Annotated in this window: 15 protein-coding genes; 5 read left to right on the top strand and 10 right to left on the bottom strand. The window is 58.9% G+C overall.

From position 1 onward, the window contains the following. Positions 1-51 precede the first annotated feature (51 nt). Positions 52-822, top strand: a complete 771-nt coding sequence (locus ACILSE_RS18685; RefSeq protein ID WP_395718947.1) for a hypothetical protein — start codon at positions 52-54, stop codon at positions 820-822. 5 nt (positions 823-827) lie between these two features. Here ACILSE_RS18685 and ACILSE_RS18680 read toward each other — a convergent pair whose 3' ends face one another. Then, a complete protein-coding gene (locus ACILSE_RS18680) occupies positions 828-1463 on the bottom strand; it encodes an urease accessory UreF family protein (RefSeq protein WP_395718946.1) in 636 nt (211 codons plus the stop codon). Between the two features lie 115 nt (positions 1464-1578). Between ACILSE_RS18680 and ACILSE_RS18675 the strand changes: the two genes are divergently transcribed. Next, on the top strand, positions 1579-1947 hold the full coding sequence (locus tag ACILSE_RS18675; protein ID WP_395718945.1) for a YkgJ family cysteine cluster protein: 369 nt from the start codon (positions 1579-1581) through the stop codon (positions 1945-1947). On the opposite strand, the gene ACILSE_RS18670 is transcribed toward ACILSE_RS18675, so the two are convergent. Next, positions 1938-2414 (bottom strand): pyridoxamine 5'-phosphate oxidase family protein, encoded by a 477-nt coding sequence (locus ACILSE_RS18670; RefSeq protein ID WP_395718944.1) that lies wholly within the window; start codon positions 2412-2414, stop codon positions 1938-1940. The genes ACILSE_RS18675 and ACILSE_RS18670 overlap by 10 nt on opposite strands. Before the next feature lie 115 nt (positions 2415-2529). Here ACILSE_RS18670 and thrH point away from each other — a divergent pair, with 115 nt between their 5' ends. The 3 genes from thrH to ACILSE_RS18655 all read left to right on the top strand — a co-directional run bounded on the left by thrH (position 2530) and on the right by ACILSE_RS18655 (position 6219). Continuing rightward, a complete protein-coding gene (thrH, locus tag ACILSE_RS18665) occupies positions 2530-3138 on the top strand; it encodes a bifunctional phosphoserine phosphatase/homoserine phosphotransferase ThrH (protein WP_395718943.1) in 609 nt (202 codons plus the stop codon). A 56-nt stretch (positions 3139-3194) separates the two neighbouring features. Next, on the top strand, positions 3195-4709 hold the full coding sequence (gene trpE / locus ACILSE_RS18660; protein ID WP_395718942.1) for an anthranilate synthase component I: 1515 nt from the start codon (positions 3195-3197) through the stop codon (positions 4707-4709). A gap of 400 nt (positions 4710-5109) precedes the next feature. Then, complete coding sequence (locus ACILSE_RS18655) at positions 5110-6219, top strand: glycoside hydrolase family 3 N-terminal domain-containing protein (RefSeq protein ID WP_395718941.1); 1110 nt, start codon at positions 5110-5112, stop codon at positions 6217-6219. A 21-nt stretch (positions 6220-6240) separates the two neighbouring features. On the opposite strand, the gene ACILSE_RS18650 is transcribed toward ACILSE_RS18655, so the two are convergent. The 8 genes from ACILSE_RS18650 to ACILSE_RS18615 form a co-directional block, all read right to left on the bottom strand. Beyond that, a complete protein-coding gene (locus ACILSE_RS18650; protein ID WP_395718940.1) occupies positions 6241-7011 on the bottom strand; it encodes a tetratricopeptide repeat protein in 771 nt (256 codons plus the stop codon). 58 nt (positions 7012-7069) lie between these two features. Next, a complete protein-coding gene (locus ACILSE_RS18645) occupies positions 7070-8347 on the bottom strand; it encodes a tubulin beta chain (RefSeq protein WP_395718939.1) in 1278 nt (425 codons plus the stop codon). Between the two features lie 50 nt (positions 8348-8397). Continuing rightward, positions 8398-9813 (bottom strand): tubulin beta chain, encoded by a 1416-nt coding sequence (locus tag ACILSE_RS18640; protein WP_395718938.1) that lies wholly within the window; start codon positions 9811-9813, stop codon positions 8398-8400. A 229-nt stretch (positions 9814-10042) separates the two neighbouring features. After that, the gene (locus ACILSE_RS18635) at positions 10043-12571 is read right to left on the bottom strand and encodes a hypothetical protein (RefSeq protein ID WP_395718937.1); all 2529 of its coding nucleotides are present in this window, start codon (positions 12569-12571) and stop codon (positions 10043-10045) included. 274 nt (positions 12572-12845) lie between these two features. Continuing rightward, positions 12846-14450: a hypothetical protein gene (locus tag ACILSE_RS18630; protein ID WP_395718936.1), complete on the bottom strand. Its 1605-nt coding sequence runs from the start codon at positions 14448-14450 to the stop codon at positions 12846-12848. A 66-nt stretch (positions 14451-14516) separates the two neighbouring features. Then, a complete protein-coding gene (locus ACILSE_RS18625; protein ID WP_395718935.1) occupies positions 14517-15941 on the bottom strand; it encodes a DUF1501 domain-containing protein in 1425 nt (474 codons plus the stop codon). 22 nt (positions 15942-15963) lie between these two features. Next, the gene (locus ACILSE_RS18620; RefSeq protein WP_395718934.1) at positions 15964-18483 is read right to left on the bottom strand and encodes a PSD1 and planctomycete cytochrome C domain-containing protein; all 2520 of its coding nucleotides are present in this window, start codon (positions 18481-18483) and stop codon (positions 15964-15966) included. Positions 18484-18725: 242 nt separating this feature from the next. Further along, on the bottom strand, positions 18726-21329 hold the full coding sequence (locus ACILSE_RS18615; protein WP_395718933.1) for a tetratricopeptide repeat protein: 2604 nt from the start codon (positions 21327-21329) through the stop codon (positions 18726-18728). Between the last annotated feature and the right edge of the window lie 757 nt (positions 21330-22086).

Raw genomic sequence — 22086 nt, 5'->3', positions numbered from 1 at the left:
CTCCGCATCGGCGCTTTACATGGCACCGCACGGCGGCACACTGCGCGTGTCATGAAATGGATCATCCGCATCGTCATCGCTCTCGTCCTCCTCGTCGCTGCCGGCCTGTGGTTCGCATGGTCGAAACTCGACACTTTGGTCAAAATGGGCATCGAGAGCGGCACGCCGCCGGTGGTGCAGACCAGTGTCACGGTGGATTCGGTGAAGCTCTCGCCGTTTTCCGGCACGGGTGTCATCGAAGGCTTCGTCATCGGCAATCCCAAAGGCTTCACCGGCCCGCGTGCCGTGCGCGTCGGCCGCGCCGAGGTCGCCCTCGACACCAACAGCGTCGCCACCGACAAAATCGTCATTCAGCACATTCACATCACCGATCCTGAGATCAATCTCGAGGCCGGCCTGGGCGGCACGAATTTGAAGCACATCGCCGACAACGCGAAAAGCTTCGTCGGGCAGCAAACAGGCGGGATCTCAGGCAGCGGAGGCACCGCTCCGGCAGCCAAAGACGGCAAACCGAAGAAGGACATCAAGCTTCAGGTCAATGAACTGCTCATCACCGGTGCGAAGCTCAGCGCCAGCGCCGCAGGCATCGTGCCCGGAGCCAGCGCCAACGTCACGTTGCCGGATATCCGCCTCACAAACCTCGGCAGCGGCGACGCTGGCATCTCCCCCGCCGAACTCACCGCGCAAGTCCTCTCCCGACTCAGCACCGAAGCCGCCAAGGCCAGCGCCGGCGGCCAGTTGAAAGGTCTCCTCGAAGGCAGCGGCGCGAAAATCGAAGCCGGCGGCCTCAAGGACGCCGCGAAGAAGCTCTTCGGAAAATAAGCACCTCAAGCATCCACCACGCGCAGCTCGCTTTCGTCCGCCTTGCCGCTCATCACCCGGCCCGTAAGCTTGACGATGCTGTGATTCCCGGCGGGCTTTGCCACGGTCTTCGCATGACGTGTGGCGATGTCCCACTCCAAATGAAGGTACTCGGCGATGACATTGGCCAGACTGAGTTGGAAAAAATGCCCGACGGTGGCCCACACGACGGCGAGATGCCCCGCGCAACTCCCCTGCCCCACGGCTTCACGCAGACGGCCAAGGACGGCTTGATAACGGGCATGACGCGTGGATTTGAGCAGCACCGCGCCGGCCTGGATGCTGCGGCGGGCAAGCTCTGGCGGCAGGCTCGCGGACAAGGTCTCATCCACCGCGATCAAACCGGTCAAATCTCCGGCCTGCGCCGCCTGCCATGCCGATTTGAGCGCGGGGCCGATCGTTTCGAGCAGCAGGCCTCCGGCAAAGTCATCCCACGCATCATCGCCGACCATCAGGATCTCCGCGCGTGCCCGCACGCTGCCCAGGAGCCATTTGACCCAATCCAGCCCGCGCGCCCAGTCCTCAATGACCTGCGCCTCATCCGCCGTGTCATGCGGCGGTGGCAGGAGGGTGATGGATGGCAGCAGATGAAGTTTCATCATGACAACAGCAAACATCCCCGTCGAGCGCGGAGCTTTTCAAACCTTCGTTGCATGAATCGGTTCATCGCATGAATTATGCCCTCCACGTCTCCTTTGCGCGAACAGAATACTTTTCATGACCACAACCTCCCCGCTTGACACTCCGGCGCCCTGGTATGCCTGCCAGCGCTGCGGGAACTGCTGCCGCTGGCCGGGGGATGTGCGGGTGACGGACGAGGAGGTCACACGCATCGCGGCTTTCCTCGGCATGCCACGGGAGGAGTTCATCGAAAGCTGCACGCGACTGAACGCGAACCGCACGGGCCTGAGCATCATCGACAAGCCAAACGGCGAGTGCCTCTTTCTCGAAGGTATGAACGTCTGCCGCATCCAGCCGGTGAAGCCGGCGCAGTGCGAGGGCTTCCCAAACTCATGGAACTTCTCCGGCTGGCGGGAGAAGTGCGAGGCGGTGGAAGCACCGCGTCCGCCGACGGCTCAATCCTGAAGATTCACCTTGGGCGTGGACGTCTTCTCGAACAGGATGGTCTTCTTGTAAGCGTAGGGTTTGCAGAGCACGACTTTGCTCACCTCCGTGCGGATGACCGCGAATTTGTGATAGTCCTCGGTCTCGCAGTATTTGCGGTAATAAGCCTGCGCCTTGCCTGGCATGCGGTCCCAGTAGCGTTTTGCCGCCTCGCCTTCGATCACCCGGGTGAAGCCTGAGAGATAGACCAGCGTCTCCATCGACGACGTTGCGTACATCCACTCCGCCTGAGGGTTTCGCCGCAAATCGGCGATTTTTTGCGAGATGGGCGCGGTGATGGAAATGATCTCCTCCAAGTCATCCGTGACCTGAGTGGTCATCCAGGTGGCGTGAGGGCAACCGCGCTCATCCGCCGTCGCCAGCACGGCGAATTTGGCCTTCTTCACCACCTGCACCGCTTCGCGGGCAACTTCATTTTCGATTTTCATGCGCCAACGTAGCCGCTGCCGTGGCGACGGCTCCGCCGCACTTGCCGGAGAGTGCGTCTATTTTGAAAGGGCCGCCGTGCTGGACAAAAGGCCGAACTCATGACATCTCCCCGCGATGAAACCCCAAACCATCGTCACCCTCGACCTCGAAGGCGTTCTCGTGCCTGAAATCTGGATCGCCTTTGCCGAAAAGACCGGCATTCCCGAGCTGCGCCGCACCACGCGTGACGAACCGGACTACGACGTGCTCATGAAGGGACGCCTGAAAATCCTCGACGAGCACGGATTGAAGCTGCCGGACATCCAGCAGGTGATCGGCACGCTCGCGCCGCTGGAAGGTGCGAAGTCTTTCCTCGACGAGCTTCGCTCCATCACGCAGGTGATCATTCTGAGCGACACGTTTGCCGAATTTGCACAGCCGCTGATGCGCCAGCTTGGTTGGCCGACGATTTTCTGCCACCAGCTCGAAGTTTCCGCCGATGGCCGCATCACCGACTACAAGCTGCGCCAGCCGAATCAGAAACAGAAGTCCGTGGCCGCCTTCAAGGCGCTGAATTATCGCGTGATCGCGGCCGGCGACTCGTTCAATGACACGACAATGCTCGGCGAAGCCGATGTCGGCTTCTTTTTCCACGCTCCCGTGAGCATCCAGGCCCAGTTCTCCCAATTCAAGCCTTTCGACGACTACAACGAGCTGCTGACAGCGATCCGGGCGGCGCTTTGACGCGCCATTGCCACAATGCAGATTCGCGTCCAGAATGCGCGCTCGTTTCCGCCCGCATGCCCCAGCTTCATCTTCAGCCCGACCTCGCCACCTTCCAAACGCTCGCGCAGAAGGGCAACCTCGTGCCGGTGATGGCCGAGCTCACAGCTGACTACGAAACACCGCTCTCGGCCTTCCAGAAGATCCACGACGGTCGTTGCGGATTCCTGCTCGAGTCGGCGGAGCTTACGCAGCACTCGGGGCGCTATTCGCTTCTGGGCAGTTCGCCGCGGATCATCTTCACCGCTCGCGGAAAAGAGATTGAGATCGAGGAACGCGGCAAAAAACGCAGCTTCACCACGCAAACCGACCCGCTGGCCGAACTGGAGACGCTGATGAAGCCGTTTCGCCCCCTGGAGGCGCAGCCGCTGCCGGTTTTCCACGGCGGCGCGGTCGGTTATCTGGCCTACGACATGGTGCGTTTCTTCGAACCGACGCTCCCTGCGCCAAAGAAAGATGAGCTTGGTCTGCCGGACATGGTTTTCATGATCACGGACACCGTGCTGATCTTCGATCATCGCACGCGGCGGCTCTCCATCGTCGCCAACGTCCACACCGACGAACATGCGACGCTCGAAGCGGCCTATGAATGGGCGCGGGAGCAAATCGCCGCTGTCATCGCGAAGCTGGAGAAGCCTCTGGCCGCCAAACCGCTGCAAACCTTCGCTCCGGTCACCAACGACCGGCTTCCACCACCGGTGAGCAACACCACACGCGAGGAATACGAGGCGATGGTGCTGAAGATGAAGGAATACATCGCTGCCGGGGATATTTTCCAAGGCGTGCCCTCGCAGCGTTTCGAGACGGACTACAGTGGCAGCACGCTGGACCTCTTCCGGGCGCTGCGGCACGTGAATCCGAGCCCTTACATGTTCTGCATGGACTTCCCGCAGGGCTTTGCGCTCGTCGGCAGTTCGCCGGAGGTGCATGTGAAGTGCCTGAACGGCCGCATCGACATCCGCCCGATCGCCGGGACGCGCTGGAGGGGCAAAACCAAGGAAGAGGACGATGCGCTGGCCAAGGACCTGCTCAATGATCCGAAAGAGCGCGCCGAGCACATCATGCTCGTCGATCTTGCGCGCAATGATGTCGGACGCGTGGCCGACTACGGCAGCGTGCGTGTCAGCGACCTGATGATCATCGAGCGCTACTCGCACGTCATGCACATCGTCTCGAACGTGGACGGGCATCTGCGCCCCGACAAGACATCCTACGACGTGATGCGCGCCACCTTCCCGGCCGGGACCGTCAGCGGGTCGCCCAAAGTGCGCGCGATGGAGATCATCAACGAGTGCGAGAAGAGCAAACGCTGCGCCTATGCGGGCGCGGTGGGTTATTTTGGCTTCGACGGGAACCTCGACTCCTGCATCGCGCTGCGCACCTGCGTGGTGAAGGAAGGCAAGGCATATGTGCAGGCCGGCGCTGGTGTTGTGGCTGATTCCGTTCCCGCTTCCGAATATCAGGAGACCGTCAACAAGGCCACCGGCATGCTGCGAGCGATTGAATGGGCGCGTCAGCTCGGTGCCTCGTGATTATTCCCAGCTTGCTCACAAACTCATCACACAGTTGCTCACATCACGTGAATCGTTGTCGCTCAAAAACAGAGAACCCTCCGGCATGCGAAGCCGGAGGGTTCCATTGCGATCCAGCAACCAACAACGATGGAGGATCGATTGGCACGAAATGCGGAGCTGAGGAAGCTTGCAAATGTGGCCTGCAGGTTGCCCCGCAGACGTCACCATGTTAAAAAGTTTTGCCCTTCCCGTCAACTAACCCACCCTTCTTTTGCAAAAAGAAACCCCTGAGTCGCATCCATGAGAGCCCAAAACCCCCGATTCTTCTCAAACTTTTAGCAAAAGCTCTCTTGACACCCCTTCCAGCCTTCCAGCCTGCCTCATTTGGTTGGAACTGCTCTTAAGAACACCATCCCCCATGCCCTCCTCGCTCCCCCTCGGCCAACTCCTTCTCATGGGCGTGCCTGGCCCGGAACTCACCCCGGAAACGGCTTCACGCCTCAAAAAACTCCAGCCAGGCGGGTTCATCTTGTTCGGCCGCAACATCCAGACGCCTCAACAACTCCGCAAACTGATCGATGATTTGCGAGATCTCTCCGACATCGAGCCTTTCATCACCATCGACCAGGAAGGCGGACGCGTTTCGCGACTTCGTTTGATCGGCGAGGAGCCGCCGAATGCACAATCGCTGCGTGACAAAGGCGATCCCGAGCTCATCAAACGCCACGGCAAGCTCACCGGGCAAGTTTTGCGGCAATTCGGCTTCAACCTCGACCTCTGCCCCGTGCTCGACATCAGCTACGATGACGCGGCGGATAATTCATTGAAGGGCCGCACCTACGGCAAAAATCCGCAGCAGGTCATCACGAACGCCGGTCTGTTCAACCGCGCCCTGCGCAAGGAAGGCATCCTCAGCTGCGGCAAGCACTTCCCCGGCTACGGCCCGGCGGAGTGTGATCCGCATGAGTTCCTGCCCGTGATCACCAAGAGCCGTGAGGAGATGGAGAAGAGCGAACTGCTTCCCTATTCAGCACTGCTGCCAGAACTCGACAGCGTGATGACCTGCCATAGCAACTACACCGCCTACGATCCGGACCGCGGCCGCTGGCCCGCCAGTCTGAGCCACAACATTGTGACGAAGCTTCTCCGCCATCAATACGGCTTCGACGGCCTCGCCATGACCGATGACCTCGACATGGGGGCGATCTTGAACGAAGTCACCTTCGAGCAGGCCATTCAGGAAGCCGTCCGCGCTGGCAATGACCTCGTCATGATCTGCCACCGCGTCGAAATGGTCGAACTCGCCCGCCAGCATCTCGAAGGCGTCGAAGAACCCGCGCTTCACGACGCCATCGTGCGCATCGAGAAGACCAAAAAGCGCCTCGTGGCTCCCGACAGGTTCGACCTTGATCGTTTCGCCGCCATCAACCGGGACATCTGGCAGCTCCGCGTGGACACGCTTGGCGAGGAAAAAGCGAAAGTGCTGAGCGTGGAGGATGGAAAGCGCTCACCAGTGGAGCTTTACTGACCTTTGCCACAGGTGGTCTACCTACAGGCTCTTGTCGATCAACAAGGAGGCAGAGCGACGCGGATTCGGATGGTAGCCGTTCATGGCGGCTCGGATGCGCTTCGCACGATCCACGCATGCCTCCGCTTTTTGGAAGTCACCGGACGCCTTGTAAACCGCCCCCAGGTTGATGAACGTCTGCGAGAGGTCGGCGGGGTCCATCTGGCTCTCGTTGAGATTCTGCCGGATGGCGAGAGCGCGCTCGTGCATGGCCTGCGCGCGCTCAACATCCATGCTGCTGTAGTAAAGCACGCCGAGATTGTTATAAACCGAGGCGACACGTGAGCTTTGCTCGCCATCGAGACGCTGAAAGGTCTCCAATGCCTCGCAATAGTAGCGCTCCGCCTTGTCGAACTGGCGGAGCTGCTTGAAAATCATTGCCAGATTGTTTTTGATCGTGGCCACCTTATCGCTGTGATCAAGCCCGTGATCGACGCTGATGTTGAGCGCGCGCTCGTAAAACTCCGCGGCTTTGTCCATCCGTCCCCAGCGGTCATAAAGGTGGGCGAGAAGCGAATAGATGCCGGTCAGAAGGTCGGGATCTTGTTTGCGCAACTCCTGAGCGCGAAACAACGCCTCGCGATAGAGCGACTCGGCCTTGCGGAAATCCCCCTCCTTCTGACGCAGGTCGGCAAGCACGCTGATTTGCTCCACCAATGCCCCCACCCGGATGGGGTCATGGTACGCAAGCCGTCTCGCCTCCTCGACACTGCGGGAGGCGGAGGCGATTTGGCGCTCCAATGCGGTATCCACGGAGGTTGGGACAGGATGTTCGGGGGGTGTGCGAGCAGGGAACCGTGCGGAAGACGGCCTAGCTGGCGTCACGATAAGATTGGGCGAGATTCGCGATGGTGTTGCGCGCGTGGGCCATCATGTCGCGTGAGACACCATTGTTCTCATACCAGTGCGTGTAGGCATGGTTGTCGAACATGATGTCAAAGTTGCTGACGAGGCGCTCGAAGACCGCGGCGATGCCTGTGTGGTTGACGAGTGCAAGGCCGCTGGAGGCAAAACCTTCGGGCGCGGTCTCAGCGACGCCGAGTTTCACGCCTGTGGGCACATAGCTGGCGAAATTGAGGCTCTTGCGGATGGCGGCCATGTTTTCCTCGACCTCCTTGGCCTTAACATCCCCGCGGAAGAGCGCGCATGCGCTCAGGTAAACGCCGTTGGTCCAGTCGATGGCGGCGGTAAAGTTGTCCTGCGAGAAGGTTTCGCGCGCGATGTCCGGGAAGTTGATACGGACCTGACCTTCCTGGCCCGGCGCACGCATGGGCGCGAAGGAGGCGGTGAGGAAGTGGTTGCCGGGGAACGGCACTAGATTGGTGACGTACTCGCTAAGATCAGTGTTCAGCTTGCCTGGGAAACGCAGCGAAGCCGTGACCGAACTCATGATGAGCGCGATGATGTGGTTGAGGTCCATATAGTTTGGACTGCGGTGCAACTTCGACTTGGCGATGCGGAAGAGCGCCTCGTTGTCGAGCAAAACTGCGGCGTCGGCGTTGTCGAGAATACGCTGGAGAGTAAGAACCGCGTTGTAGGGCTCGACAGCGGAGTCGGAGATCAACGGCGATGGAGCGACGGAGAAGGTAAAGATGCGCTTTTTAGGATAAGCCTGGCGCAAGCGCTCCAAGATCAGCGAGCCCAACCCCGAACCAGAACCGCCCCCGATGGAGTGGGTGAGGAGAAAGCCCTGGAGCGATTTTGTTTTTTCGACCGCCGCGTCGATCACATTCATGATCTGGTCGATGATGCGCTCGCCCTCGACGTTGTAGCCACGAGCCCAGTTGTTGGCGGCCCCGGGGATCTTGCGGATGATGCTGCTTTCGTCGAAGAGCTGGGCCATGTCGCCCCCTTCGATGCGCGCAATGACACCAGGTTCGAGGTCCACGAGGATGGCGCGAGGAATGTATTTCCCATCACGCACCTTGTGGAAGAAGACTTCCATGTTGGCATTGCTTGCGGCGGATGTGCTGCCGTCCTTGGGTGTGCCGGCCTCGGTCAGGCCGTGTTCACGCAAGATTAACCGCCAGAAGCGGTCGGCGATCTGGTTGCCACACTGTCCGACATGGATGCTCAAAATTTCTCTCACGGGTGTTCTCCTCCAAAAACTGTTTGTTCTGTGTTGCGTGTGTAGTGTTGTTAGGCGCGACGACGATCGACAAGATCTCGAAGGCTCATGCCAGCACGGCTGTCGTCGTGACTGGAACCGCCGCGCGGGATGTCTGCCGAGCTATCCTGAACCTTGGCCTTGGCTCCGCTTTCCTCGGCGACCTGGTAGCTCTGGATGAGTTCCTGGGCAGAGGCGCGGAGGGCGTTGATTTGTTCCTCGGACATGCCCTCGTTGAGATACCAGTTGGCGAAGGCCTTGCGCTGCCATAGCTTGTCAAAGTTGTGGCAGATGCGGTCGAGAACGCGGGCGATCTCGGTGTTATTGGCAAGAAGCACCATGCTCTTGCGATGAGAAACACCCGACTGCTCGACGTAGCCAATCTTGAATGCGGTGGGAATCCAGTAAGTGAGTGGAAGCTGCTCGCGCATGGCCGCGAGAGCCGCGTCGGCGAGCGGTTTGTCATCCATAATACCGCGATAAAGCACCGCGGTGCTGAGGAATCTCCCCTCCATCGGCGAACATGCGGCGAAAACCGATCCATTGTCGAAGAGGCTGCGAATCATGTCCTCGACCCCCATTTCCTCGAACTTGCTGCGGTCCGGCGGCGTGAGCGGCGCGAAAGCGCACATGAGGAAATGCAGCGAGGGCTGCGGCACGAGATTGGTGAGAAGCTCGCGGAGGCTGATTTCAACCGTTAGGAAACCGCTGAAGCGCATGCTGGCAGTGAGGCCCGCAAGCGCCTCGGTAATCAGGAGGTTCAGGTCATCAACCGTAGGGCTTTCGATGTTCCACTTGCGATGCGCCAGTTCAAACAATGCCTCGTTGTCGAAGATGAGGCAGGCATCGGCGGAGCGACGCAGGGTGTTCAGCGTGAAGACGGTGTTGTAAGGCTCGGTAACCACGCTGGAAACCTGCGGCGATGGCAGCACCGCGCAGCTCAACACTGGAAACTCGGGATACTTTTCCTTGATGGATTCGATCAGCAAAGCGCCGAAGCCGGAGCCGGAGCCGCCGCCTGTGGCGTGAAGCACGATGATACCGCCAACATTGTCACACTTGTCGATCTCAGCGTCGAGACGACCCATCACTTCTGGAAGCACCTCGCGGCCCGCGCCGAGGTAGCCGACGGCAAAATTGCCGCCCGCGCCTTCCGTGCGGCTGATGAGATTTCCTGGATTGAACAAGGAACCGGAAGTGGCCTTCACATTTTCAATAACGCTAGGCTCCAGATCGACCATGATAGCCCTGGGCACATAACTGCCGGAGGTGGACTCTCCAAGCTTGGTGAAGAAAGCGCTCCAGTTGCCACGCGGCTGCTGCCCCTGCGCGGTTTGGCCGGTCAGGGGATCAATCCCGTGCTCCTGGCAGATGGTTTTCCAAAAGGACGCGGCGATCTGGTTGCCGGCCTGGCCGATTGAAATGACAATTGTATTGTTGACTTTCATCAGTCTTTCCTCGTTTTCGCGGTTTTCTAGTTTTGGAATGTGACGTTCAGACAGTAATGGCGCTACCAATGAACTGATTTCGCAATCAAACCAGCGTTGTAGACATCGATCGGCACCACTCGGTGACTTTTACCAGCGGGTAACCTTGCAGTCCAAGCAATTTCTAGAAGCCAGTGAGAAAAGCCATGCACCGCAAAGCGCAACAACAAGAAGTGCTCAAAGTAGGAGGTCACGGCTTCTGTGTGCGGTTCAGCGGCAGCGGAGATGCCGTGGACATGGCGGGCAACTGACCCGTTCTGTTTTCGACATGGCCTTGCTTCATGCGGTCAACCTCCTCCTTGGTCGGGACAATCGCGCGGCGGATGGTGATGGGGTCTTTTTCCACCGGCTTGACCGCGGACGCGGCAGGCGCAGGTGTGACACCCTTTTCAGGAGCCTTGGCTGGCGGCTCCACAGTACTTGCGGCCAATTTTTCATTTTCAGCAGCCTTTGCTGGAGTGGCTATGTTAACCACCGGCTGCACCATTGGCGTGGCAGTCACCGAGTTTGCCGTCTGTGGCTTGTCAGGATTGGGAACCGCCACCGACATGGCTGTTGCGGGCTTGAGGTTGACTGGTGTTAAAACGGGGGGCGGCTGAGGCGGCAACACCGGCTTGTTGTTTGACGCGGGCATGGCTGCATTTGGACTATTTTTACTGGCAACACCCACCGAAGGCTTTACGGCCGCAACCACTTTTTCAGGCTTCGCGTCCGCTGTTTTGGCAGTCGCAGGGCCTTCCGCCTCAAACGATGGCAGAGCTTTGGAAGCCGTCTTTTCTGACCTTTCACCGGACAGGAATATCCATGAGCCGAAACCCAGGATGACCAAGGCGGCGGCCAACACACCCCAAGGCAATCCGCGTTTTTGAGCGAGCAGCGGATTGAAATCATGTGTTTTCATGCCGCGCTTGATCGGGGAGACAGAAGGCGCGTCCAACTCGTCCTCCAAGCCAAGCCCACCAGTCCACTCATCATCAAAGTCAGACACCGAACCGGCGCTCTCCATCTCTTCCATGGCGACCGAATTCCCCCGTAGCCGTGTGGCAAGATCGACTGTGGGTGCTGAGAGCAGGCCCTCGAATTTATCAATAAATTCTCCCGGCGCGGGAGCTTTGCCTGCACGACGGGTCAACTCAATGCACTCCCGCACGTAGGTGGCGGCAGCATCCGGCACAGATTCAGGAAATTGCGGCAACCCTCCGCTCTGCCGCTCACCGGTCAGCAAATAAGCGACTAGCGCCACAAACGATCGATGTCGGAAATCACGATCCAACAAATGTTCTTCCTGCAACTGCCCCTCCGGAAGATCCATGTCAACAAGCAGAGGCTCATACAAGCTGCGCATGGTCATGTGCGGACGCAGCTTGACAATAAATGAAGGCCAGGCATCCAGGCGTTTCTGCATCAGACGCTCAAGCTCGCGTGCCAGCAGAGGCCCGTTTTTGCCCACACGAAGAAGAATGTTGGAAGGATGCAAGTCCACGCGCTGGACTCCACATTCCACCGCTTGGTCCAAGCCCGCGCGAATCTGACGCATTAGCACCGTGACTTCCGCAGGATTGAGCGTGATACGCTCCGCCATCAGGCGGCTAAGCGCAAAACCAGGCTCACGCTCCTCGGTCAAAAAGGTCCAATCCGGGCTTTCCCAAAGGCTCAACGAGCGAAGAATGTTCGGATGCCTCTCGGGATTAAACCGCCACATTTGAAGAGGGACAGCCTCGTAGCGGCTTTTTTCCACGATACGCGAAGGAGGCAGCAAATGGACCGTGACGGGCTGCCCTGCCTTTGCATTGACCGCAGGAATGGAAAAGGGATAGCGTCGTGTATGCTCGGCGTCTTCAACGGAAAAACGCGTTCCCAAAATGTTCTCCACCTGCACGTTTTCCAAAAGAAGCTCCTGCAACTGTGACTGGGGCAGCAAGGAATTGTTCACCACCAGATGCTTGCGGAAGTTGCGCGCCTTCACATTGCTCGAAAGGGCACTGAACGCCTCTCGCACGTCGTCCCTCAGCTTCTCGGTGGAAGCAGGCGCGTTCCCGGGGTCCGCAAGCGCGGTCCGGACGGCGGTGCGCAAGCTCATTGGCAATTGCGTCAGGGCCGGAAATTTGTCCGGGTTCTCACCGGCGTAAGCCTGTCCGGTCAAAAGCAGGAAAAGCAGCCGGCAGGCCTCCACCACGAGGCGGGATCCGCTCTGAGCCTCGGTACCCGCGTCCATCTGTGAAAGACCGTAATCAAACACACGCAACTGCAGAAAGGTATCCTCCAGAGTCGTGACAAGAACACGGTCCAGATGCATGCGCGAAACCAAACGCTGATAATTCTTCAACTGAAGCAAATCATCCAGCAGTTGAAATACCATCGCAAGGGAGGTCGGAGGGGCAACGGCTCCGCGTCTCCTGACATAATCCTCCACAAATTCCCCATCATTGAGGTTGCTTGTGTAATAGACCAAACCTTGATCATCTCCGACCTCGAGAATCCTCATGAACGCGTGACCTCGAATCTCCGAAGCTTGGCGAGCCCTGTCGAACGCCGATCTTTTCATCGCAGCATCCAAGGTATTGCCGCCGCGCAAGACATGCAGTTCCACAAGACGGCGGATGCGATTGTCAAATGCCAGAAAGACAACTTCATCCTTAGAACGCGCCAATTCCACCGGCGCACCGCCGGTTCGATGCGCCACTGAAAGGCTGCCGAATTGCTGAAGTCCCTCAATCATAGAGAAGTAAAGTGAGGTATGCCGTTGGATTAATTATGAAAAAATAAACCCCAAAATGGAATCGCATACATGAGCTAACCCTAACATGTGAGCCTCAATTATGCAAAAACATTCTCCAATATCTATAATTTTCGTTATTTCGGAGACTTTCTAATAATGATCTTTAGAAGGCTTAAATCAAGTATGGGCCAGCGCTCCCAAGCGCCAAACACACCAACTTTCATGGTCTTTGCACTCCAAGGCCTCACCAGCAAGAGATGAGTGACAAGGGCTGCTACGGTTTCGACACCGCTGCGGACATGCTGTTTGGATCATCCCACCCAACAGCCAGCGAACGCAAGCGGCTCTGCTCCTCCGGGTTCCACTGATATGCCTTGCTCGACAAGGCATCCTTGGCTGCGCGTTTGATTTCCGCCGCGTTTGCCGATCCTGGATACGTCAATTCTTCCCACAAGGTAATGGCATCACCTTTCATCCTCTCCAGCAGGAGTTTGGCAACATTCATTCGCACCTCCGCATCCTGCGGAGGATCCAGATGGAGCCACACAAGCATCTTTAGATGCTGAGGGCTGTCGCACGGCAATTCTTGTCCTCGACCAGAAAGCACTTGCTCATTGTCGGACCACATTCCGGTTTTGGCCGCCGCATGCTGGGCCGAGTATTGATGCATTTCGGCAGCGATTCTTTTCAAATTCTCCTCTCGCCATGCTTGTTTTTCATCCGGAGTTTTTGGCAGCACATCGCCAGCGGAAAGAGCTCTCGCCGACGAAGCCTGAGGAATGGCTGGCCGGGAACCCTCGGATCTGAAAGTGCTCAAAACCCTGTGGATCACCTCCGTGGGGAGCAACAACACCGTGATTGCCATCGCCATGGCACCACAAACCCATCCCAAGACAAATCTCGCGTGCAAACCGGCCTTCGGATGCGAAAGCACTTCGGCGTGAAACGGCTGCCGTTCTTCTGTCGCGAACTCGGAGATGGCGCGCGAAGGGAGGACAGGCTCCGTCTTCATCAAAGGCTGTTTAATCATCGCAGCGGCCAGCTTCTCCTGTTGCTGCGCGCATTTCATCGCCATGTCCCACCAACATGAGGGAACAACAGCTTTGAATAGATCAACCCCTTCCTGACTGACCGAGACGCGTTCTGACAAAGTGTCCAGCGCCGCCCGCTCTTCCTTGCTCTGCCAAGTCCAAGCGGCTTTGGGCTTCCTCAACCTCACATCCCAAAAATCACGCTCTTCTTGCGAGGCGCTGCACACAACTCGTCCCGCCGCAAGCCAGCGCCGCGCATCGGCCAGCGCCTCTTGATGCTCTTCACCAACCAAGGGGAGGGCGGCGTTGAAAAGCTGCTCGGCCTTGGAAAAACGCGTCACAGCAAGAGTCGCGGCTAGCGCCAGCATGACCTCCACCGCACATGCGTTTTTCGAGGCATGCGACGCCACGATGGACTCCGCCAGGCGTGATAGTCGATGCGTCTCCCCCCTGGCGGCCCACCGTGAGGCGACCATGCACGTCACAGTGGCCTGACCGCTTCCCATTTCGATCACGAGGTCGGGAATCCGCGCCAGCTCCGCCAGTTGATCCTCGTCATGATCAAATAATTCCGCGATCAGCGGACTTGCGGACGATGCCCATTCAGGCTTGGAAAAAGCCTGGCCGCAAAACGCGTCAAAGTGCTCCGCCACGGCCACTTTTCCCGCCACCGCCCGCAGCAAGGCCCGCGCGCTCGTTCGAAGCTCGGCAGGAATCTCCGCGGCGATCATTGCTTCAACGCGCTCGAATTCTCCACCGGGAATGGCCTGTTGAATGTCTGCGGCCTCGCCACTCGCTGGCGTGGACGTCTGGACAGTTTTGGCGCGCGATTGCATTTTCAGCTCCATTCATAGGGCGAATTATGCCGGATGCAACGCATGCGTCGCTTCCGACGCCAAATCATGTCGCCGCCGTCACGCCATGATCTCCCTAGCCACCGTGCCATAGACATCGGTCAGGCGGAAATCACGGCCAGCGTAGCGGTAGGTAAGGCGCTCATGATCAAGCCCCATCAGCGCCAGCACAGTCGCGTGCCAGTCATGGATGTGCATCTTGTTCATCACCGCCTCGTAGCCGTAATCATCAGTCATGCCATAATTCATGCCGCCCTTGACCCCGCCGCCCGCCATCCACATTGTAAAGCCCTTGTTGTTATGATCGCGGCCATCATCCCCTTGTGAGTGCGGCGTGCGGCCGAACTCGCCGCCCCAGATCACCAGCGTGTCCTTCAGAAGACCGCGTGATTGCAGGTCAGCCAATAGTCCTGCGACCGGTTTGTCGATTGCGTTGCAGTTGCGCTCCAAGCCGGCCTTCAGATTGAAATGCTGGTCCCAGTTGCCGTGGGTGATCTCGATGAAGCGCACGCCCGCCTCGACGAACTTGCGCGCCATCAGGCATTGCTTGCCAAACGTGTCCGTCTCCTGATCGCCGATGCCGTAAATCGCCTGCGTCGCGGCCGTTTCCTTGCTCAGATCCATCACCTTCGGAACCTCCGCCTGCATGCGGAAGGCCAGTTCGTATGATTCGATTACTCCTTCGACTTCCGCGCTGACTCCCCCGCCCTGCTGCATCGTGGATTTATTCAGCGCCTGCACCAGATCGAGCTGCGTGCGCTGCTCCTCTGTCGTGTAACGGCTGTTCTTGATGTTCGCCACGCTCGCCTGCTCGCCGCCGCCGAAACGCCGCGCAAACGCACCACCACCGGGCAGATTGTTGCCGCCGATCTTCGTGCCCTGATAAATCGCCGGGAGAAACGCGCTGCCATAGCTGCGGGTCGCATTGCCCGGTGGGTTAATGGTGATGAAGCCAGGCAGATTCTCGTTCAGCGTGCCCAGGCCGTAAAGGGACCACGCGCCGAGCGACGGACGCACAAACTGAGTCGTCCCCGTGTGGAGCTGGGTGAACGCCTGCGGATGCGCCGGCAGATCAGTCGCCATCGAGTTGAGCACGCACAGCTTGTCCGCGTGCTTCGCCAAATTCGGCCAGAGTTCGGACATCCACAGCCCGCTTTTACCCTGCCGTGAAAACTTCCACTGTGGCGGCATCAATTTGGCGCTGCCATAACGTCCGGCGGCAGAAGGAGCCGGCTTTCCCGCGTCCGCGATGAGCTTCGGCTTGTAATCAAACGTGTCCACATGCGACGGAGCGCCCTGCATGCACAGAAAGATCACATGCTTCGCGCGCTGGGTGAAATGCGGGGCTTTGGGTGCCAGCGGCCCTGCGGCCTGCGTGTTCGCGCGCAGCATCTGCTGCTGCGCCAGCGCGGCAAAGGCCAGATAGCCGAAGCCGTTCGAGCCGGTCTTCAGAAACTCACGACGTGAAAAAGGGGGCGTGTTCATGACAGCGTGTGTTGGGTGGTGTTTAATTCAGATAGCGAAACTCGGCGCTCGCGATCAGGCTCTGACAGAAAGCCGACAGCGCGGCGAAATCAGCCTTCAGCTTCGCGTCTTTGCCGCCGCCGGTGCTTTTCGCGACCTGCGGCTGGAAGCGCATCCAGAAATTGCTGATCGCCTGCTTTTCCTGCGCGTTTGGCTCACGTCCAAAGGCAAGCTGATAGGCGTAGCTCAGGCGTTCGGATGAATTCCCCTCGTGTTTGGCAACGCGGGCCGCAAAGGCGTCCGCCGCTCCCTGGGTCTGCTGGTTGTTCATCAGAAACAGGCTTTGTGAAGGCACGTTCGTGGTCTCGCGGTCGCCGTTCACCAAACTAGCATCCGGAAAGTCGAAAACGGAAAGCACCTCGGGAATCTGGTCACGCACGATGGGCAGGTAGATCGAGCGATAGGTGTAAGGCTTGCCCGTAACCTCACGCTGCAAGGTCAGCAGCGCCTGCCGTCCCTCCCCCGCCCTCGCCACGGGCGATCCGTCCACCGGATACAAATTCAGCACACCACCCACTGCCAGCATGGCATCACGGATTGCCTCCGCGTCCAGGCGGCGCTGGTTCATGCGCCAGTGCTGTTTGTTGTCAGGATCCACCGCATAGTTCGCGGCATCGTGCGTGGAGGCCATCTGATATGCACGGCTCAGCATGATCTCACGGATCAGCTTCTTCACCGACCAGCCCTTTTCCATGAAGGTGACCGCCAGATGATCGAGCAGTTCGGGATGCGTCGGTTTCTGTCCCATCACCCCAAAATTGTCCGGCGTGGCCACCAGGCCGCTGCCCATTAGTTTCAACCACACCCTGTTTGCCATCACTCGCGCTGTCAGCGGATTGTCCTTGGACGAGATCCAGAAAGCAAGGTCGAGACGGCCGCTGCCGCTTTGCGGGCTGATGTTAAGCGGCTCGTCCTTCGCACAGAGCACCTCGACGAGGCCGCGTGGCACCACATCCCCCGGCTGTTTGATGTCTCCGCGCACCAGGATCGGACTGTTGAAGGGTGTATTGCGGTCCAGCACACCCATTGCCAGGGTGCGCGGTGTGCCATCCTCATAAAAAAGGTCCAGATCAGCCTTGATCGCCTCAGCGTTGTCACGCGCACCGCGGATACGCAGGAAATTGGCTGCGCCCGCCTTGTCGCGATCCTGTTGACGCATCGCAAATACTTCGCGCTGGGCTTCCACGGCCGCTTTTCGCGCGGTTTCATGCCTGCTCTTCAACTGCGCCACCTCGGCGGGCGAAATCTTCGCCAGACCGCTCACCTGCCCTGCGTTCCGGTCCAGTTCGATCAACGCGGAGGTGTTTGCATTTTGCAGTTGATCATAAGTGCCGAACAAAGTCTCGCTACTCAGGAGGATGCCCGCCAGCGCATAATAATCACGCTGCGTCACCGGATCGAATTTGTGATCATGGCAGCGCGCGCAGGCCAAGGTGAGGCCCAGCATCGACTGCGAAAGCGCGTCGATCTGCTCGTCCACCAGATCCATCGTGAACTGCCTCTTGTCGCGCTGATTGTGTCCCTTCGAACCGATCGCCAGAAAGCCGGTAGCGACGATTTTTTCCGCCTGATCACGCTTGTCGGCAAATTTCAGCAGATCACCCGCAATCTGCTCTTTCAGGAACTGGTCATAGGGTTTATCTTTTTTGAACGACTCGATCACATAATCGCGGTAACGCCATGCATGGGGGTAAAGCACGTTTACCTCCTTGCCACTGCTCTCCGCGTAGCGGGCCACGTCGAGCCAATGCCTCGCCCATCGCTCACCATAGCGCTCGGAATCGATATACATGTCGATCACCCGCTTAACGGCGTCCGGTGATTGATCCGCCACGAATGCCTTGACCTCGTCAGGCGTCGGCGGCAGCCCCGTGAGGTCAAACGCGATGCGCCGGATCAGCGTGGGCCGGTCCGCGTCGCGCACTGGATGCAACCCTGCCTTTTCGATGCCTGCGAGGATGAATTTGTCGATGTCTGTCCTCGCCCAGCCCGTCGTCTTCACCTCCGGCGGCGCCTGCTTTACCGGCTTCTGGAAGGACCAGTGCTTTCGTCCCTCATCCATGTCGATCACTCGCTTGCCGCCGTTTGCGTTGGCGACTTTCGTCTCGCGCGGGTCCGGCGCCCCCATCTCGATCCATTTTTTGAAATCCGCGAGCACATCGTCAGGCAGCTTCTGCTTCGGAGGCATCTGCATGTCCTCGTTCTTCCAAGTCATCGCTTCGTAGATGCTGCTCTGCGCGATGTTCCCCGGCGTCACCCCTGGATGCCCCGATTCGCCGCCCAGAAGAGTCGCCTGCTTCGTATCGAGCGTGAGGCCGCCCTTCACCTTGTCCGATTCGCTGGAATGGCACTTGTAACAGTGTTGAACCAGCACGGGACGGATGTTTTTCTCAAAGAACTGCAACTGGTCAGGCGCGATGCCCGCGTGCGCCGTTTCAGCCATGTCAGCAGCTTGCAGCGTAGCCGCACAAAGAATCATCAAGGAGGTCGTCAGGGTCTTCATGGAGGTGTGAAGCGGATTATTTGCTTCAACACGACACCTTTGAAATAGTTGCATCAGTCTTTTCACGACTTCAGCATCATCACGCTTTCATCGCAACAAAGCTAATGACCAGGGCTGGATCGGGTCAGCACATACAGAAAGGAGATGGCCAAAGATTATCTACCTGATGCTGAAGCTGAAATTCGCCCCCAACTCACCATAGAAGCAAGATTAGACACCCTTGCAGCCTTCCGCAAGACGGCTCACCTGGCTCCACGCTTGCCCTGCAATTCAGCCTTGATCCCTGCCGCCTCGTCTTTGCGCCCGGCGCGCTCATAGACATCGGCGAGGTTCAGGAAATAGGCCTCACGCTGGGGCACCTCGCGCGGCGGAAGACGGCGGATGATCGCCAGCGCCTTCTCCAGCATCGCGATCCCCTCGTCGCGGCGGTCGATAAGGGCAAGCATCATGGCCAGGTTGCTCATGATGCCCGTCGTCTCCGAGGATTCGGCTCCGTGTGCCTTGATCATCACCGGTAGCAATTCCTCCAGCAGCGCGGCACCTTCCTTAACGCTGCCCGTATGCGAAAATGCGGTTGCCAGGGCACGCGTGGCATCAAGGGTCACGGGATGCCCTGGACCGAAGGCCTTCCGGCATGCAGGAAGCACGGGCTGCAGGAGTGCCAGCGCATCTCGGTGCCGGTTCAGATCGAATGCATACATCCGGCCAAGCTCCATCGAATAGCTCAGTGTCTGGGGATGCGCGTCACCCAGGACCTTTCGGAGCTTCCCAATAACCTCCTTGAAACCGCGCTCCGCATCTTCGTAGCGCTCCAGGCCCATGAGACAGAGAGCGCGGTTGCCTTCGGCCATGAGTGTTTCCAGGTGCTCCGGGCCGAGGACCTCGCGCTTCAACGGGACCAACTGGTCGAACAGTTTGACGGCCTCCTGAAGGCGCCCCGACTGCGCATAACAGTTCGCGAGGTTCATCATGTCACCCAGGGTGGACGGATGCTTCGCCCCCTTCGCCCTGCGCGTGCTCTCCAAAACCTGCTGCATAAGCTTCGATGCCTCCTCGAACTTCCCTGACGAGGCATAACACGCGGCGAGATTCGACAGCACCGAGCGAGTGATGTGGTGATCAGGCCCGAGACTCCCACGAGCGGCCTGCAGAGCCTCCTCGTTCAGCGCTATCGCCTCCTTTACCCGGTTGTGATCGACGTAGGAAGCGGACAGTTGTGTGATGGCGCCCAGCGTGGACGGATCTGTTGGCCCCAGCATCCTGCGGCGGATCGCCACCGCAGCCTCCCGCAACTTCAAAGCTTCATCCGTCTTTCCAAGACCCGCCAGCGTCCGAGCGAGATCGAGCCCGCTTTGGACGCTGCTCCAGTGATCGGTGCCGAGAGAGGTCACAAAATACTCATGCGCCTTCCTCAGGAGTGGTTCGGACTCGGCATAGAGGCCCAGATCCCTGTAGGCACAGCCGAGAACCGATTCCAGCGAAGAGCGACGTGCCACATCCATGGCAACCGAGCCCTCGAGTTCCTTCACCGCCTGGTCCAGCGTTTCCGCCACGGTGATGGTCCGGCCTCCGCGCGATGGATCGGATTTTTGGAAAACACCCTTCACAAAGTTCGTCACGGCCTCAGCCTCCAGCCGGGCTTCCCGCTCCTTTTCCGCACGTGCCACTGCCTCCTGCCTGGCATCTAGCGCCACTTGGGCTTGCCAGAGGCTGATGACTGTCGCTGCGATGAGCACCAAGGCAAGAGTCATGGTGCCCAGAAGCGCCGCACGGTGCCGCTGCGCGAATTTTTGAAAGCGGTAGGCCGCGCTTGGCGGCGAAGCAAGCACCGGCTCATTCGCCAGGAAACGCCGCAGATCCAGGGCGAACTCGTTGGCCGTCTCGTAGCGCCGCTCGCGGTCCTTCTCCAGCGCCTTCATGACGATCCAGTCCAGATCGCCGCGCACGTCGCGCGCCAGGCGCTGCGGATCGATCTGAAGAGCCGTTTGCAAGGCCGTGGCATCCTCCGGCCCCAGCGAACTGAGCCGGGCGGAGGGCTTCGGCGGCTCCTGCTCCACGATGATGCGGCACATCTCGTGATAGCCTTCCGAGATCAACTTCTTCGGATCGAAAGGCGGACGTCCCGCCAGCAGCTCATAAAGCAGCACCCCGAGCGAATAGATGTCGCTGCGCGTGTCCACATCCATTCCGGTGAGCGAAGCCTGCTCCGGGCTCATGTAGGCGGGCGTGCCGATGATCTGCTCCTGGCTGGTCATCAGGGTGCGCTCGGTGAGCTTGCCCTGCGTCGCCTTCGCGATGCCGAAGTCGATGATCTTCACCAAAGGCTTCCCGCCATTGTCACAGACCAGCACGTTGGACGGCTTGATGTCGCGGTGGATGATCCCCTTTTGGTGCGCGTGATGAATGGCACCACACACATCGGCGAAGAGCTCCAGCCGCTGCCGCATGTTGAGCTTATGATCATCACAGAACCGGGTGATGGAAACCCCTCTCACCAATTCCATGACGAAGAAAGGACGACCGCTGTCCGTCGCACCAGCATCCAGCACCTTCGCGATGTGCGCGTGGTCCATCATTACCAGCGCCTGCCGCTCCTGCTCGAAACGGGCGATAACCTCATGCGTGTCCATGCCCAGCTTGATGATCTTGAGCGCCACCTGGCGCGTAACCGGCTCGACCTGTTCGGCCAGCCATACCGTTCCGAATCCGCCCTCACCCAGCGGAGCCACAAGGCGGTAGCGAGCAATGCAATCACCCGACTGCTCGAAGACAGATTTTACCGGGCGCGGTCCTGCGACCAGGACCGTGCGGTCGGCATCATGGAGATCAGCGGGATCATCAGACATCGCAAGACATGGCTGTTGGATCTCATGCTTCGCGGCAAGCAGGTCAGAGCGCAAGCTCGGGAAAGTTCATCTCTCATGAACGCCTCACGACACCATGTGTGGGTTCTCGCAGGTTTTGATGATTGATGAAACAGGGTAAAAAGGATAAATGCCCCGCTGTCAAAGCCTGCAACAACGCCATCAAAGTGGCGTCATCAGGGTTGCTCCCGGGCATCCTTCGGCTGTCTCTCCGGCACTACGGCTTTGTTCATTCGCCAACTACCACCCACGCATGCTGTCTAATCGTGGCAGACTTGCTTCTCAAAACCGCCAAATCCTGCGAAGAATGAAATGGTGGGCAGGGCTGGATTCGAACCAGCGTAGACGTAAGTCAGCAGATTTACAGTGGAGGTCAACCGCTTCCGATTCTGGCTCATATTTGCTGCTCTCGAAGGCTATTTGCTGTTCCACGCAAGTTGTGTTTTCGGTGTTTTGGCATGGATCGGCAGGAATCGGTTGGTTCGGTGTCATGTTCTGACATGCCACAGAAGAAATGCCCACTCAAACCCCATCGAGGGTGTCCGGGGGTGCAGGCAGTTCACGAATCAGGAGGCGCAAATCACGGGCGCATCACAGATCCAAAATCTTGTCCACACGAGGTGCCAAGGGTGCGAGGCAGTGCTGAATTTTGCAGGTGGGGTTTGAGGTGCGAAAAACAGAGGTGCGCCGGTTGAGTCATGCGTAGTCATACCAGTTATCGTTGCGCAACAATAGGCGC

The organism is Prosthecobacter sp. (genome assembly GCF_044236155.1).
GTDB lineage: Bacteria > Verrucomicrobiota > Verrucomicrobiia > Verrucomicrobiales > Verrucomicrobiaceae > Prosthecobacter.
The sequence above is the reverse complement of the archived record's forward strand: the minus strand, read 5'-3'. Positions and strand labels throughout refer to the sequence as shown.